Source organism: Dendrosporobacter quercicolus, assembly GCF_900104455.1.
Lineage (GTDB): Bacteria > Bacillota > Negativicutes > DSM-1736 > Dendrosporobacteraceae > Dendrosporobacter > Dendrosporobacter quercicolus.
Genome location: NZ_FNHB01000002.1, coordinates 19,831 through 35,109, shown reverse-complemented (window position 1 = coordinate 35,109; position 15,279 = coordinate 19,831). Strand labels below are relative to the sequence as shown.

14 protein-coding genes are annotated in these 15,279 nt (G+C 49.5%); 6 read left to right on the top strand and 8 right to left on the bottom strand.

All coding sequences use genetic code 11. The features are described from left to right. Positions 1-14 precede the first annotated feature (14 nt). Entirely contained in the window at positions 15-848 is an 834-nt protein-coding gene (locus tag BLR06_RS06260; protein WP_092070053.1) for a pyruvate, water dikinase regulatory protein, read from the top strand. Beyond that, positions 841-3,498, top strand: a complete 2,658-nt coding sequence (ppdK, locus tag BLR06_RS06255) for a pyruvate, phosphate dikinase (RefSeq protein WP_092070050.1) — start codon at positions 841-843, stop codon at positions 3,496-3,498. Before BLR06_RS06260 ends, ppdK begins: the two co-directional genes overlap by 8 nt. A 196-nt stretch (positions 3,499-3,694) precedes the next feature. On the opposite strand, the gene BLR06_RS06250 is transcribed toward ppdK, so the two are convergent. The 4 genes from BLR06_RS06250 to BLR06_RS06235 form a co-directional block, all read right to left on the bottom strand. After that, positions 3,695-4,597: a CYTH domain-containing protein gene (locus BLR06_RS06250; RefSeq protein ID WP_092070047.1), complete on the bottom strand. Its 903-nt coding sequence runs from the start codon at positions 4,595-4,597 to the stop codon at positions 3,695-3,697. An 18-nt stretch (positions 4,598-4,615) separates the two neighbouring features. Then, on the bottom strand, positions 4,616-5,227 hold the full coding sequence (locus tag BLR06_RS06245; RefSeq protein WP_092070044.1) for a LysE/ArgO family amino acid transporter: 612 nt from the start codon (positions 5,225-5,227) through the stop codon (positions 4,616-4,618). A 96-nt stretch (positions 5,228-5,323) separates the two neighbouring features. Then, entirely contained in the window at positions 5,324-5,992 is a 669-nt protein-coding gene (locus BLR06_RS06240) for a hypothetical protein (protein WP_092070041.1), read from the bottom strand. 12 nt (positions 5,993-6,004) lie between these two features. Further along, on the bottom strand, positions 6,005-6,955 hold the full coding sequence (locus BLR06_RS06235) for a DUF1858 domain-containing protein (protein ID WP_092070038.1): 951 nt from the start codon (positions 6,953-6,955) through the stop codon (positions 6,005-6,007). Between the two features lie 234 nt (positions 6,956-7,189). On the opposite strand from BLR06_RS06235, the gene BLR06_RS06230 reads away from it, so the two are divergent. Next, positions 7,190-7,759: a xanthine phosphoribosyltransferase gene (locus BLR06_RS06230; RefSeq protein WP_092070034.1), complete on the top strand. Its 570-nt coding sequence runs from the start codon at positions 7,190-7,192 to the stop codon at positions 7,757-7,759. A gap of 159 nt (positions 7,760-7,918) precedes the next feature. After that, the gene (locus BLR06_RS06225) at positions 7,919-8,977 is read left to right on the top strand and encodes a glycosyltransferase family 9 protein (RefSeq protein WP_092070031.1); all 1,059 of its coding nucleotides are present in this window, start codon (positions 7,919-7,921) and stop codon (positions 8,975-8,977) included. On the opposite strand, the gene BLR06_RS06220 is transcribed toward BLR06_RS06225, so the two are convergent. Together BLR06_RS06220 and BLR06_RS06215 are read right to left on the bottom strand one after the other, a co-directional pair. Further along, positions 8,974-9,582, bottom strand: coding sequence for a DedA family protein (locus BLR06_RS06220; RefSeq protein WP_173812782.1), 609 nt, complete (start codon positions 9,580-9,582; stop codon positions 8,974-8,976). The two genes, BLR06_RS06225 and BLR06_RS06220, sit on opposite strands and share 4 nt — an antisense overlap. A 101-nt stretch (positions 9,583-9,683) precedes the next feature. Continuing rightward, entirely contained in the window at positions 9,684-10,214 is a 531-nt protein-coding gene (locus BLR06_RS06215; RefSeq protein ID WP_092070026.1) for a GNAT family N-acetyltransferase, read from the bottom strand. Positions 10,215-10,662: 448 nt separating this feature from the next. On the opposite strand from BLR06_RS06215, the gene BLR06_RS06210 reads away from it, so the two are divergent. Together BLR06_RS06210 and BLR06_RS06205 are read left to right on the top strand one after the other, a co-directional pair. Further along, a complete protein-coding gene (locus BLR06_RS06210; protein ID WP_245698049.1) occupies positions 10,663-11,292 on the top strand; it encodes an ABC transporter permease in 630 nt (209 codons plus the stop codon). A 63-nt stretch (positions 11,293-11,355) separates the two neighbouring features. Then, entirely contained in the window at positions 11,356-12,387 is a 1,032-nt protein-coding gene (locus tag BLR06_RS06205) for an ABC transporter substrate-binding protein (RefSeq protein WP_092070020.1), read from the top strand. A gap of 120 nt (positions 12,388-12,507) precedes the next feature. On the opposite strand, the gene dapA is transcribed toward BLR06_RS06205, so the two are convergent. Beyond that, a complete protein-coding gene (gene dapA, locus BLR06_RS06200) occupies positions 12,508-13,401 on the bottom strand; it encodes a 4-hydroxy-tetrahydrodipicolinate synthase (RefSeq protein ID WP_092070017.1) in 894 nt (297 codons plus the stop codon). 52 nt (positions 13,402-13,453) lie between these two features. Continuing rightward, on the bottom strand, positions 13,454-15,175 hold the full coding sequence (gene ilvD / locus BLR06_RS06195; RefSeq protein WP_092070013.1) for a dihydroxy-acid dehydratase: 1,722 nt from the start codon (positions 15,173-15,175) through the stop codon (positions 13,454-13,456). Positions 15,176-15,279: the final 104 nt, after the last annotated feature.

The following is a 15,279-nucleotide window of genomic DNA, read 5'->3' as shown; positions in this document are numbered from 1 at the left end:
TAGTCTCCATTAATTTGAAACTAGACCAGATAAAAGCCCCGATTGTTTATATTTTATCCGACTCAATCGGCGAAACCGGTGAAGTTGTGGTAAAAGCCGCCGCCAGCCAGTTTGCCACTAGCCATGTGGATTTTCGCCGCGTTCCCTTTCTAGAAACAACCAGACAGATTGAAGAAGCACTCATTGAAGCAGCCGATGCCGGCGGCGTTGTCATTTACACTTTGGTCCGCCCTGATCTGAAAGCCTATCTCGAACAAAAAGCTCATCAACTTAACCTGGCGGCGGTTGACGTCATGGGGCCAATTATTGAAGCCTTAAAACAAGTCACCGACTTGCAGCCCAAAAATGAACCGGGAGTAATCCGCAAGATCGACGAGGCCTATTTCAGTAAAGTGGCGGCAATTGAATTCGCCGTGAAATATGATGACGGCAAAGAGCCTCGCGGCTTGTTAAAGGCCGATATTGTCATTATCGGCATATCAAGAGCATCCAAAACGCCGCTATGCATGTATCTGGCGCATAAGGGCATTAAAGCCGCAAATTTGCCGCTGGTGCCGGAAATACCGCCGCCGGCTGAATTATACCAGGTTCCGGCGCAGAGAGTGGTTGGTCTTACCATCAGGCCGGCATTGCTGTTTGAAATCCGTAAAGAACGCCTAAAATCCATGGGCTTGTCGCCGGCTGCCGATTACGCAAGCTTTGAACGCATTCTACATGAACTGGAATATGCCGATGCCATTATGTGCAAAATCGGCTGCCCGATCATTGACGTCACCAATAAAGCAACTGAAGAGACTGCGGCCAAAGTACTGGAATTTTACTATAGAGGAGCTGGTAAAAATGGCTAAGTTTGTTTATCTTTTTAATGAAGGCCGGGCCGACATGCGTTCACTGCTCGGCGGCAAAGGAGCCAATCTGGCGGAAATGACCAATATCGGCCTGCCCGTTCCGCCCGGCATGACCATTACCACAGAAGCCTGCCGCGAATATTACCGCCTGGAACGCAAGCTGCCGGACGGCCTGGAGGCTGAAGTCCGGGCAAACCTTGCAGCAGTCGAAACTGCTGTCGGTAAAAAGTTTGGCGATACCGACAACCCTTTACTCGTATCCGTTCGCTCCGGCGCAGTATTTTCCATGCCGGGAATGATGGATACCATTCTAAATTTGGGCCTGAATGAGGAAACAACGCAGGGTTTGGCGGCAAATACCAACAACTTGCGGTTCGCCTATGATGCCTATCGCCGCTTTATTCAAATGTTTTCCGATGTCGTATTGGAAATTCCCAAGCATTCGTTTGAACATCTGTTGACAAACCAAAAAACAGCCCAGGGAGTTGCTTTCGATCAAGAGCTTACGCCGGAATCACTGCGAAGCCTGATTGACAACTACAAGAAGCTTGTCCTGAAAGAAACCGGACGACCCTTTCCGGAAAACCCGCTGGAACAATTATTTATGGCGGTGGAAGCCGTTTTCCGCTCCTGGAACAATGACCGCGCCATCATTTACCGTAATTTGAATAAAATTGATCACGAACTGGGTACCGCCGTCAATATTCAATCCATGGTGTTCGGCAATATGGGCAATGATTGCGGCACAGGCGTTGCCTTTACCAGAAATCCCTCCACCGGCGAACGCGTTTTGTACGGAGAGTATTTAACCAATGCGCAGGGCGAGGATGTAGTTGCAGGCATCAGGACGCCACAACCCATTGCCAAGCTTCAGGCTGAAATGCCCATTATATTCGACCAGTTTTCCCAAACTGCCCAAACACTGGAAAAGCATTACCGGAACATGCAGGATATCGAATTTACCATTGAAAAAGGCAAGCTGTATATGCTGCAAACCCGTAATGGCAAACGAACCGCTCAGGCTGCGATCAAAATCGCCCATGACATGTTTACTGAAGGACTCATTGACAAAAAGGCGGCTATTCTTATGGTGGAACCCGGCCAGCTTGATCAACTGCTGCACCGGCAGATCGACAGCTCAGCCAGTCTCAGCATTCTAGCGAAAGGACTGCCGGCATCGCCCGGCGCAGCATCCGGCTTGGTTGTATTTAGCGCTGATGACGCCGAGCGGCTGAGTAAAACGGGTCAAAAAATCATGCTGGTACGGATGGAAACCACGCCGGATGATATCCACGGTATTATTGCCGCCCAGGGCATCCTAACCAGTCGCGGCGGCATGACCAGTCATGCCGCCGTAGTGGCCCGCGGGATGGGTAAACCTTGTGTATGCGGCTGCGAGTCGATTAAGGTAGACTATCATAAAAAACAATTCACCGTTGATCAAACGATCATCAAAGAGGGCGATCATATTTCCATAGACGGCGCGACCGGCCGGGTGATTTTAGGCGATGTGCCAATGAAAGATCCTGAACTGTCGCCGGAATATCTGGCAGTGCTCGGCTGGGCGGATGAGCTAAGGCAGCTTGACGTCCGGGCAAATGCCGATACGCCGGAAGATGCCCTTAAAGCCCGTGAATTCGGCGCAACCGGGATCGGCTTGACCCGGACCGAGCATATGTTTATGGCGCAGGACAGACTGCCCTATGTCCAGCAGATGATTCTGGCGGAAACGCTGGAAGAGCGTCAACAGGCGCTGGGCCACCTCCTCCCCATGCAGGAAGGTGATTTTTATGGTATTCTGAAAGCCATGGACGGTTATCCGGTGTGTATCCGACTGCTGGACCCCCCACTGCATGAATTTTTGCCCGGAATGGAAGAACTGTTGATTGAAACCGCTGTTCTCAGCACCCGCGGCGACAATCCCCCGTTACTGGCGCAAAAAGAAGTCCTGCTCAAACAGGTTCGCAAACTCCATGAGTTTAATCCAATGCTGGGACACCGGGGCTGCCGGCTTGGGATTACCTACCCGGAAGTGTATGAAATGCAAATTCAGGCTATTTTTAACGCTTGCGCCCGTCTTAGCCGTGAAGGCTATACCGTATTGCCGGAAGTGGAAATTCCGCTTACCCTTAGCAAAGCCGAAATGGATTTCTTCAAAGAACGCATTGACCGGATTGCCGGCGAGGTGATGAAGCAGGCCGGAACAACCTTCCACTATACTTCCGGCACAATGATTGAATTGCCCCGCGCCGCACTGCTGGCCGACGAACTGGCCGAATCAGCCGAATTTTTCAGCTTTGGCACCAATGACCTGACGCAAACCTGCCTCGGTTTCAGCCGGGATGACGCCGAAGGAAAATTCCTCCCCCACTATCTGGATGCCAAAATTCTGCCGGAAAATCCTTTTGCCGTTCTTGACCGCAAGGGGGTAGGCAAACTTATGCAGCTGGCAGTCGAAGGCGGCCGCAGAACCCGCCCCGGTATGCTCATCGGCATTTGCGGTGAACATGGCGGCGATCCCAGCTCAATTGAATTTTGCCACCAAATCGGACTTGATTTTGTCAGCTGCTCGCCATACCGGGTGCCGATTGCCCGCCTGGCCGCCGCTCAAGCGGCAATCAGCGAGGGAGAAATTTTCGGTACACGCTAGTACCGGATTGGAAGTTAGGTTATACAACGCATCTTTTCCACCCGATTCCTGCGCTTACTCTTCCTTGCCGGGCAAAAAAATCTCTCGTTTGGGCCGGCATGTTCATTAAATCAGCGCTTCCTAGCAAACAGGGGGAGGTGTCCAAAACGCTTTTAGCAGATTTGGACACCTCCCGTCTTTCTTCCATACCTTCGTATTATAAATCAAGCGCAATTGCCCAAACGGTCAATAGCAGCGGAATCGTCTTTTTGCTATCAATCGTTCCCGCTTGTTCCAAAACAGCCCGCCAGTCCGCCAGCCGGGGCTTTAGACCATCATAAGCGGCAATACCGGCGATCAATTGCTGTAAATCGCTGATATCCAGCAATTGTTGCTCTTGCTGCTGTTCCGCCGGGTTATGCCAGAGCGCCGCCTGTGCAGCCAGCAACCTGTGCACCCGGTTAATGACAGGCCCGGCTGCGGGCTGGTCAGCCCAGGCTGCAAGCCCGGCCAGCGCCAGCCCCCGGGCAAACTTACTGCGTGGTTCCAGCAGCAGCGAAAACTGTTCCGCCAGTTTAGCCCCGGTCAATAACAGCACAGTTGGCGTTCCGGCCTTTAACTCCAGCTCTATTTCCAAAATAGGCGACCGCTGATGGCCCGCGATGATCTCACCTTTATCGACCGCCACTTCAATTGTACTGCCGTCAATGACCACCAGAGCAGTTTCCCGTTCAAAACGGGTGAGCATGACAGTCTTCAGCTTACTCGCACCTGCCGCCGACCGCAGCTTTTTACCGGCCGGAGTACCCGAAAATACCGCTAAATCAGGTTCAGGACCAGCCACAGCAATATTATATTCCAGCCGTTTATGCAGTCCGCCGGCCGCCTGACCGCCGCCCTTGACTGTAGCAACCCACGCTCCGGCCTCGCACCTGACCCGGTATGCCCAGCCGGCCATGCGCAAACTGCCGTCCGCCGTATCGTAATAACGCGCCTCCAAACAGTCCTTGCGCCGTGTACCGGCTTGCATTGCCGCCGTTAAGACAGGCGCTTCCAAAATTTTATCCCCGTCGGCAGACGTTGTTATCTGTAACTTTAACTCAGTTTCATACTCAGCCATATCGCTCACCTTTCCGCATTATATGCTTTGCAGCAGATATATGGCGCAGCCCCACATAATCAACGCCGATACCCGGTTGATCCCAGTCAATATTTGCCCTGACTTGGCGGAATACCTGACAAATTTTCCAACCCCGGCCAAGAGACAAAACCACACCCAGGATACGATGACGCAAGCTGCCACAAAGGCTATTTTTGCTGATCCGGTATAAGAAAGCGAGCTGGTGCCAATAACGCCAATCGTATCCAAAATGGCATGAGGATTCAACAAAGATACCGACACTGCGAATAATACCTGACGCTTAACCGGCCACCGTTCTTCTCCCTGGCGGTCCTGCAGCTCTGAGGTTACGGTATTCCAGGTAATCCAGCCGGCGTAAACCAGAAAAACCACGCCAACACTGGCAAGCGCCGTTTTTACCCAGGCAACTGACAATACAAGCACCGATACGCCGCCCACAGCCAGCAATATAAGCAGAGTATCACAAAGCGCGGCGGTAAATACCGCCGGCATTATTCTAACAGCCGTAGGCTGGAGGGCGCCCTGGTTAAAGATAAAAACATTCTGCACACCTAACGGCAATATCAATCCCAAAGCCAGAATCATGCCATGAATAAAAGCAACTATCACTTTTCGTTAACTCCCATCGTATTTGGCAACAAAAAGATCCCCTGTGTTGCCAAAACACTAGTACCATGCGTCACTTGAATTTTGAGGCAGCCGTTGTTAGGCTTTTGCAATTTTATGCCGGTCTAATCGATCGCCTTTCATGGTATCGGCGGTCTGCGTATAAATAAATCCGCTGTTTAATGCGGTTACAAAGCCGCTCAGCCATTTACGGTAACAGCCTTTCATGATTGCGGCCTTAACGCCGGCCCGTTTCCAATTTACCGCCTGCAGGCATTCGCCGCCTTCCCAGACAACTTCATCCTCAGTGTTCACAATAACCGTATCAACCTGGTCGCAGGGCATTCCATTCAGGTAATAATCCTGCAGCGCCTGATAAATTCCCTTTGCGCTGTCAGTACTATATTTTCCCTGCCCGCCGGCTTGCTTGCCGCATAGCTCGCCATGCTCGGCAAAGGCGGCTTCAGCCAGTTCAATCCCCGCGGACGAGCAGGTATCGCCAAGCTCTTTAATAAAAGCAGCTTCCCTGCTTTCAGCAATATTGATCTGGCGTTGCAGCCAGCCGTGAATATTAGACTGATCAATCACATCAATTAAGTCCACATCCACCAAAGGCTGACCATAGCTTTGCCATACCTGGGACCGCAGTTCTTCCGCCGTACTGCCGCACATAGCCTCTGCTTTATCATACAGCAGATGTTCACGCTCAATCACCCGGCGAATTTTATGATATAGCCAATAATGAATATGTCCTAGGAATGCGCTCATCTTATTACCTCCTTAAACCACTTTATTTAATGCCGACAATAATTCGGGAACATTCAAACCATGAATTTCAGCAGCCTTGGTTACCGGTTCATCTGTTGATGAGGGGCAGCCAAGACAGCCCATCCCAAAAGAGCGGAAAACCGGAACAGTTTGCGGGTATACTCTGATAATGTCACTGATTACACTGTCGGCCTCGATCTTATCGCCGGCCACCAGCGTTCCCTCTGTCAGGGCTCCTGGAACCGGCTTCAGTTTTTCGCCGCTCGCCGGAGTCTCAGCTTGCCCACGCCGGCTTTCTTCACCGTAAAATTCGGCTAAAATGTCCGCCTGGAACTTTTTAAAGCCGATACGGTCTATAAATTGACCAACCCGTTCAATGTCAGCATTTTTTTCGTAATAGCGCAGAATGATAGCCACAATCCTCAGGGCCTCATCATCTATAAGACTTTCCACCAGCTTTTCAGCCAGCCGCGGATGAGCGCCCGCCGTCCCGCCCACATAAACATCCCAGCCCTGATCGGTTGCCAGCAGGCCAACATCTTTCACATAGATTTCGGCACAGGAATTGGGGCAGCCGGCTACCCCCAGTTTAATGCGGGAAGGCATTTCCTTTTTATGATACAATTTATCCAGTTCCATACCCAGCTTGATGCTATCGCGTTTGCCGCGCTTACAAAATAAGCTGCCTGGACAGATTTTTACACTGCGGACGCAATTGGCAAATCCCAAAGCAGGCTGCATGCCTAAATCCTGCCAGACATTTTCAATGTCCTCTGCTTTAAGTCCGGTAATCATAATACGCTGAGCCGAAGTCAGCTTCAATACACCGTGATACTTATCGGCAACATCCGCATACTTCCGCATGGTATCCGGTTTGATAAACCCGCCCGGTAAATGCGGCGTAATTGCGTAAGTTTTTTTCCCATCCCGGATTTTTTGTAAATTCGCACCTTTTGGCAACATGGTACACACCTCCTGAATACTTGAGCTTATCATACCCCTTTTTGCCTGCTCACACTGTGATTTAAATCAATTTTTAATATTTTAATGATTCCAATAACTGTTCTGTTTCCATTGGCAATTTAATATAAGTAATTTTAATAGGTATATTAGCACCACTTATTTCCCCTCATAAGGTCAGTGTGCTAAACTCCTAAGTATTATGTACACGAGTGTACAAAGGCATAGGAGGGGCATATGGAATTACTCAAACAAAAAATTCTCCTGGAGGGAACGGTTTTAAACGAGAAAGTGCTTAAAGTCGATTCCTTTCTCAACCATCAGCTGGACCCTGTACTGACAATGCAGATAGGCGCTGAATTTGCCCGCCGGTTTGAAGACTGCACGGTCGACAAAATACTGACTATTGAGTCATCCGGCATTGCAGTAGCTTTAGCCACAGCCGTAAAGCTTAATGTCCCGCTGGTTTTCGCCCGCAAAAAGAGATCCCTTCTCATGAGCGAAGAGGCTTACACTACTGAAGTATATTCTTACACCAAACAGGAAACCAACCATATTACCGTATTAAAAAAATTCCTGCCGGCTGGCGAGAAAGTATTAATTATTGATGATTTTTTAGCAAGCGGCGCGGCCGCTTCAGGATTGGCCGTTCTGGCCCGTCAGGCCGGCTGTGAAATTACCGGCATTGGCATTGTTATTGAAAAGAGTTTTCAGGGAGGCGCCGCTAAACTGCGCCAGGCCGGCTACCGTGTAGAATCTCTTGTGCGCATTGGCTCACTAAAGGACGGCAAAGTAACCTTTTTATAAGCAACTGCTTTTCTCTTACCCCACAGGCCCCGCTGACAGTCAGACTTAGGAAAAATAATGATTTGATTGTTACCGTCCGGTTGGCGCATAATAGTAAATAAAGATACACTCAAGATACAGCTTTTGACCTAATCTAATCCTTAAGCAAGGTGGCTATTTATGATCAGCAATCCCCGTATTCTAATTGTCAGACTAAGCTCAATAGGTGATGTTTTACACTGTACGCCGGTAGCCCGCACGCTCAAAGAAGCTCTGCCCGCCTGCCACATTACCTGGATTGTCGGCAAAGTATCGGCAGATATGCTCCGTTACAATCCATATATTGACGAATTATATGTATGGCCCCGCGAACAATGGGAGCAGGCCATGCGTTCGGGGAAACTCAAACAGGCCTGGCGGATCTGGCAACAATTGCGCTGTTACTTTCACGGCAAGCACTATGATATTGCCCTTGACATTCATGGGTTATTCATCAGCGGCATGGTAACAGCGGCCAGCCAGTCGGTCCGCCGGATCGGCCTTAGCCAAACCAAGGAGCTGAATAGTTTATTCATGACCGAAACAGCTCCGGTGCAGCCCGCTGAAAGACATGTCATTCAGCGCTATCTCAGCATCCTGAAACCGCTTAATATCGCTGCCGCGGACTACCGGATGACGTTAATCACCCCGCCTGCCGCCAATGACTTTGCCAATGACTTTTTGCTTGAGCACGGCATTGGCCCTGAAGATCGGGTCGTCGCGGTAAACCCGGTGACCACCTGGGCCGCGAAAAACTGGCCGCCCGATTATTTTGCCCAGGTGATCAGGGAAATCAGCAGCTATGCCAAAATACTCTTATGCGGCGGGCCAGCCGATCAGGCGGCCGCCGCTGAAATTATAAAGCTGGCAAAGGTTCCGGTAGTTAATGCCGTAGCTAAAACCAGCCTGCTGGAGCTTGCGGCTTTGCTCAAACGTTCCGCCGTATTGGTCGTTGGCGATACCGGGCCGCTCCATATGGCAATTGCCGTAGGAACGCCCAGTGTCAGTATTTTTGGCGCTACCGACCCGCTAAAATTCGGCCCGCTTGAGGCGGGACACATTGCACTTGCCGGCAATACGCCCTGCGCCCCCTGCCACAAAACAGTTTGTCCGCGCAACGACCTGCGCTGCCTGCACAGTACTGACCCGGCAACTGTCATCAGGCATACTCTGGCCTTATTATGTAAGCCCCCTGCTTAATGCTGAAAACCGCGCAGCCGTCTTTTCCGGTACAAAAATGCCGCCGCCGCCAGCAGCACCAGAATGAATACCGCCTTGCCCATACCATAGCCGACCGCATCAACCTCCCGCCAGCTTTCCCCCAGCAATTGCCCCATATAAACCAGTACTACCACCCAAATAACCGAACTAAAGCCTGTACATAAGAAAAAAAGCCAAAAATCAATTCGGATAAAACCAGCCGGCAAAGCAATCAATCCCCGCGCAACCGGCAGCAGCCGGCCAAAAAAAATTGTCGCGGCGCCATATTTGTTCAGCCAATGCCGGCGGCGCTCGAGTGTAGCGAAAGATAGTCCCAATAGACGTCCGTATTTTACCAGAAAGGCTGTTCCGCCATAATAGCCCAGCCCATAAGCCAGACAAGCGCCTAATACCTCGCCAATAATCCCCGAAACAATGACCGGCGCAAATTCAAGCTGTCCGCCAAATACCAGAAAGCCGGCAAACCCCAGAGTAATCTCACTGGGCACCGGTACACCGATATTGGCCAGCATTAATGCCAGCACCAGCGCCGGATACCCCCATGCGGCAATATACGCAATCATTAGCTTGCTGAATTCTTCCATTGACATCTCCCCTGAGGTTGCACGACATCCATAACAATACTATACCCAATTTGGGGCTGTGGTATAGCTCGGCTTACTCTGGAGCGGATTCACTTGCAGCGTTATTTGTTTAAAGCAAAGTATTCGTGTTCCAATATGCCCAGAATGATCAAAGACTCATAAGAATCGCCATTTTTAATGCATTCCCGAATATGCCCTTCCTCGACAAAACCTTCAGATTTATACAAATAACGAGCCCGGTCATTGTAATCCTTAACATCCAGCCAGGCCCGGTGAGCCCCCAGTTCTTTAAATGCCCAGCTCTGCAATAACCGTACTGTCTGGCGGCCATAGCCCCGTCCCTTTTCAGCCATGATGATCCGTAAGAACTCGATTTCCTGAAATGGATTTTTTAAACCGGATACGATGACAAACCCCGCGTTTTTCCCGCCGTCAGCCGTTTCCACAATAAAATGTTTCGTGTTATCCGTATTCAGCAATTTGGCATGTTCCTCCCGGGGCCAGGGAATGACATATTTGGCATTCTCTTCGGCATGTTCGGTTTCCACAATATAATCAAGATCACCGAGAGCCGCCTGCCGAAAGCGCACTGCCGACGATTGTGTAATAATTCCTTCCGTGACTTCACTCATTGGCATTGTCTCCTAACTCTAAATTAAAACTCCATAATGTATTTATTATTGTACTTCATCTGTGGCTATGATTCAAATTTATTCGTGCATACTTCATTGACCTTAAAAACCACCTGTTTGCCTCGCACCGAAAATCCTCTTGCATTTTATCCTCTGCCATGGTACTATTTGATCAATTGATATCTGTTTACCGGCTGGTTGGTCAGGCAATCAAAGGCCGGGAGTAATTATAATTACTCCCGGCCTTTTTATTTTTACACGAAGTTGCAGGCATTGTCTTAGCTATTAAATAAGCAGGAGGTGATTTAAAATTACACTACAAAAATTAATTACCAGGCTACTTACAATAGGGTACCGCTTAGTTGCGATAGCCGCTTTTCTGCTGATCTGGGAAACAGCTCCCCGGATCGGCTTAGCCGATCCGGTATTTCTGCCGCCTTTTTCCAAAGTGGTAGCGGCCTTTTGGGATTTACTGCGCTCAGGGGAGCTAATTACGCATATTGCCCAAAGCGTGCGCCGTTCGGTACTTGGTTTTAGTTTAGGCCTGCTGGTCTCTGTTCCCTTAGGACTGCTCATTGGCTGGTTCCCGCGGTTTGAAGAGCTTGTTGATCCTTTGCTGCAGACCTTTCGCCAGACATCCACGCTGGCGCTGTTTCCGGTTTTTATTCTTTTTTTCGGGATTGGTGAAGTCTCCAAAGTGGCTATCATCTTTTGGGGGGTGCAATGGGCGATCCTGCTTAACACCATTGCCGGTGTAAAAAATGTTGATCCCTTGCTGATCAAGGCTGCCCGCTCGATGGGAACATCCTCTCTGGAGATATTCATAAAGGTCATTGTTCCGGCAGCTGTTCCTTCAATATTTACCGGTGTCAGACTCAGCGCGACAACATCTATTCTAATCCTCATTGCCGCTGAAATGATGGGAGCAAACTCCGGTCTTGGCTTTTTATTATACGATTCGGAGGTAAAGTATAAGATACCGACAATGTATGCGGCGATTATGTCAATGTCCCTGTTGGGATTGATTTTAAACTATACTTTGGTTGGCATTGAAAAAAGAATAACCCATTGGAAATAGTATTAAATACTGCAAATCCACCGTTCCAGCGATAATGAGTCCCTCGTGAAAGGAAGATTGCGAATGAAACGGAAAGCAAGAATTTTTTTTATAATTTCATTGGCTGTTCTTGCAGCAATGGTTTTTAACGGCTGTTCAAAAGAACCGGCTGGCGCCGAATATCAATTTAGAGACGGCAAACTGACGAAGGAATTCCAACTCAAAGTAGTAAAAGGCGGCGCCTTTGATTATGCAATGGCCGACGTCAACGGTTTCTTCAAGGATGTCGGTATTATTACCGATTATCTAGGGCCCATCAAAGGAGGAACATTGGTTCAGGCTGCCGTAAAAGGCGATGTTGATCTCATGAATTCCGGTCATGTGATTAATGTTGCAATGGCCAGGCAGGCCGGAATGAAAATAAAAATTGTTATGCAAGGCCTGGTTGACCATCCCGATCATGATAAAGGACACATGTACTGGCTGGTCCGGACCGCTGGGAAAATCAATGCTCCCCAGGACCTGATTGGTAAAAAAATTGCTGTTGCCAATATGGGCGGCTGCGCCGAACTTTTAACCTACGAATACCTTCGTCAAAATGGTATCGCCAAAGACCAGGTAACACTGGTAACAATGCCTGATCTGCAGCAAGAACAGGCCCTGCGGCAGGGTTTAATTGACGTTGCTTTTCTCCATTCCCAGTTTTCTCTTGCAGCCCAACAGCGCCCAGGCCTTAAAGTGCTGGCTTCAAGTTATCAAGTCGGGGTTGCAGCCGGCGACGGCGAGGCTGTAGGCTTAGGCGTGCGTGCCTTTAGCGAAGAATTCATTCAAAAATACCCAGGGGTGGTTAAAGCCTACATTGTAGGCAATTACCGCGGTCAACAGTGGGGCAATCAGCACTTTGAAGAGGCCAAACAGGTATGGGCCGACTACAATAAGACCCCACTATCCGGCGGCAACTGGCATGCGCAGGACAAATGGGTTGATGAGAGAAAGGTTCAGTTCTGGATTGACATGATGGAACGAAACGGCCTTGCAAAGCCTGGTGAAATTAAAGCCGCTGATCTCTATACCAACGAAGTTAATCCCTTTTACACCGGTGAACTTAAAGAATAAGGAGCTTTTGCACTGAACAGCGCCCTGTTCTTATTCAATTTACAGATTCTTTTCCTTCCTCTTTGCAAAAAGCGGAGCGCTTGACGTTTTTTTAAAAAACGCTTGCACCCCGACTTTCAATTATTCCTTGCCAGCCTTGGCCAAAATAGCCCTGACAGCCTCCAATTGCTGCTCGGTAATCGCCGCCGCAGGCGCTTTGACAGCCGTACTGATTGGAACGCCGCTAAGTTTAACGGCTCCTTTTATCCCGGCAATAAACGGATTGGTAACCTCATACAGATTCATCAAAATTGCGATTTTGGCCTGCGCTGCAGCCACTTTGGCAAAATCCTGCGCCCGGTATGCTTTTAGCAATCCGTCGAATAAGTCTGGCGCAATATTCGTCAAACCGCAAAGTACGCCGTCGCCGCCAGCCATTAAATTAGGAATCAGATATTCGTCAAACCCGGATAAAACCGTAAACTCCGGCCGATGCTCCTTGACTGTCTGAATCAGCTTGCGGGTATGACTGATATTATCAACAGTGTCTTTGATGGCGACAATATTGCTAAATTCTGTAGCCAGGCGCAAAACAAGCGCAGGCGTCAAATCAGAGCCTGTCCTGTCAGGAAAGTTATACAGCATGATCGGCAGCGATGTACTGCGGGCCAGGCTGGCGTAATAGTGATAAATTGTTTCGGCATTAAGACTGAAATAGTAAGGCGAAACCACCACAACGCCATCAGCGCCGGCCTGCTCGGCAAATTGTGTAAGAGCAGCAACCTCTTCCGGTACTGTACCTCCCGCGCCAATTAACACCGGCGTCCTTTTGTCTACGGTTTGCACCGCAAAATGAATAAACTCTTTTTTTTCTTCCATTGTCAGGGCAAAAAATTCTCCAATGCTGCCCAAAAACAGCAGTCCATGCATCCCGTGTTCGATTAAACGGTTAATAACAGCTGTGTTGCCTTCAAAGTCAAACTTGCCTCGGTCATCAAAGACGGTAATTACCGGCGTAAGAATACCTTTAAACATTAACAATTGACCTCCTTATTTTTTATTGTCCGGCATCTGCCGGCTGCAAGGCTTACTTCATATAAGCGCCGGCCATGGCTGATACCGCGTTTTGCGAATATCTTTTTAAAATGCCCTTTTTCGGTTTTAACACCGGCAGCCGCCATACTGCCTTCCTGGTGTTAAGAATATCGCTGATCTCCTGCGGGCCGGCTGGAACGCCGGCAATGCCGACAATATTAATCTTTCTCGCCGGAATGTCAAGTTCAATTAAATCGCCGTCTTCAATCAAAGCAATCGGGCCGCCCTCAACAGCCTCCGGCGAAACGTGTCCGATGCACGGTCCGCGGGTTGCCCCTGAAAATCTGCCGTCGGTTACGATCGCGACAGTTCCGTTCAGTGTTTCATCAAACACAATAGCATCTGTTGTCATGAACATTTCCGGCATGCCGGCGCCTTTAGGACCTTCATAACGGATAACGACTACCGCACCCGGATTAATATTTCCCGCAATGATTGCAGCCTGGGCATTTTCCTCACTGTCAAATACCATTGCCGGGCCGGTATGCCTTTGCATTGCCGGAACAATTGCCGAATATTTGACAACTGCCCCGTCAGGTGCAACATTTCCTTTCAGCACGGCAATCGAGCCATACTTATCGGACTGCTCCGGCCGTCTGATAATTTCCTCAGCCTCAATGCCATATGTCTTAAGATAATTCAAACAGCGGGTAAAAAATCCGTCAGCCCACAGTTTCTGTAGATTTTCACCTAAAGTCCGGCCGGTAACAGTCATTACATTAAGATCCAGCTGATCTCTGATTAACCATTGAATCATTGGCACTCCGCCTGCAAACCAGAACATTTCCGTAACATATTTTCCGCTGGGTTGAATATTGGTTAAGTATTTAATTTGTTGGCCTGTTTGATCAAAAATCTGCGGGTCCAGTTCCAGCTCCAGTTCATGAGCAATTGCCGGGAGATGAATGAGCGCATTCGTACTGCCGCCAATGGCTGCATGCACCTTAATGGCGTTTTCAAAAGCAGCCTTGGTCATAATCTGCGCTGCCGTAATATCCCGGCAGGCCAGCGCCACAATCTGCTTGCCGGCAATTCGGGACAGACGGCGGATATCCGCAAAGGTAGCCGGCATCAGCGCAGTCCCTGGCAGCGCCAGGCCCAGGGCTTCGGCCATACACTGCATGGTACTGGCAGTGCCCATAAACTGACAAGCTCCGCAGGACGGACAGCCGGTTAGCTTGTAGTTGCGCATCTCATCAGGTTTGACTAAACCCTTTTTCGCTTTGGCCGACAAAGGACCGGCCAGTCCGGAGGTAGATATATCCGGTCCTGAGCGCATTGAACCACTGGGAATATGAATCGTGGGTATATTCATTCGCGCAGCAGCCATCAAATGGGCCGGCACCGATTTATCACACCCGGATAATAAAATCATCCCATCCCAGGGGATAACCGAGGCATGAATTTGAACCATATCGGCAATAATTTCCCGGGAGGCTAAAATATAATTCATCCCGTCATGGCCTTGCGCCCAGCCGTCACAAATGTCGGTAACATGGAACTTGGCCGGCTTACCCCCGGCTTCATAAACCCCGGTACAAGCCTCATCACTTAAAACATCCAGATGAAAGCTGCCTGGATGACTGTCTCCCTGCACATCATCAATTAGAATATGGGGTTTTTCCACATCCTCCTCCGACCAATTCATGCCCAGCATCAAAGCATCCACCTGCGCCCATGAATCCCTAACTCCCTGACACCGTTGTTTGGACATCGCGTCTCGCTCCTTTAACGATTTATTTATTGAAATTTGCCGCATCAAGTCCTTCCCGGCCTATACAAGCCGGCCCAATGCGCACAAAATCGACACAATTCATG

Coding starts and splice junctions, on each gene's coding strand:
- ilvD (WP_092070013.1), bottom strand. CDS start 15,175: ATGTCCAAACAACGGTGTCAGGGAGTTAGGGATTCATGGGCGCAGGTG.
- BLR06_RS06215 (WP_092070026.1), bottom strand. CDS start 10,214: ATGAGTGAAGTCACGGAAGGAATTATTACACAATCGTCGGCAGTGCGC.
- BLR06_RS06240 (WP_092070041.1), bottom strand. CDS start 5,992: ATGAGCGCATTCCTAGGACATATTCATTATTGGCTATATCATAAAATT.
- BLR06_RS06225 (WP_092070031.1), top strand. CDS start 7,919: ATGATCAGCAATCCCCGTATTCTAATTGTCAGACTAAGCTCAATAGGT.
- BLR06_RS06235 (WP_092070038.1), bottom strand. CDS start 6,955: ATGTTGCCAAAAGGTGCGAATTTACAAAAAATCCGGGATGGGAAAAAA.
- BLR06_RS06250 (WP_092070047.1), bottom strand. CDS start 4,597: ATGGCTGAGTATGAAACTGAGTTAAAGTTACAGATAACAACGTCTGCC.
- BLR06_RS06205 (WP_092070020.1), top strand. CDS start 11,356: ATGAAACGGAAAGCAAGAATTTTTTTTATAATTTCATTGGCTGTTCTT.
- BLR06_RS06230 (WP_092070034.1), top strand. CDS start 7,190: ATGGAATTACTCAAACAAAAAATTCTCCTGGAGGGAACGGTTTTAAAC.
- dapA (WP_092070017.1), bottom strand. CDS start 13,401: ATGTTTAAAGGTATTCTTACGCCGGTAATTACCGTCTTTGATGACCGA.
- BLR06_RS06220 (WP_173812782.1), bottom strand. CDS start 9,582: ATGGAAGAATTCAGCAAGCTAATGATTGCGTATATTGCCGCATGGGGG.
- ppdK (WP_092070050.1), top strand. CDS start 841: ATGGCTAAGTTTGTTTATCTTTTTAATGAAGGCCGGGCCGACATGCGT.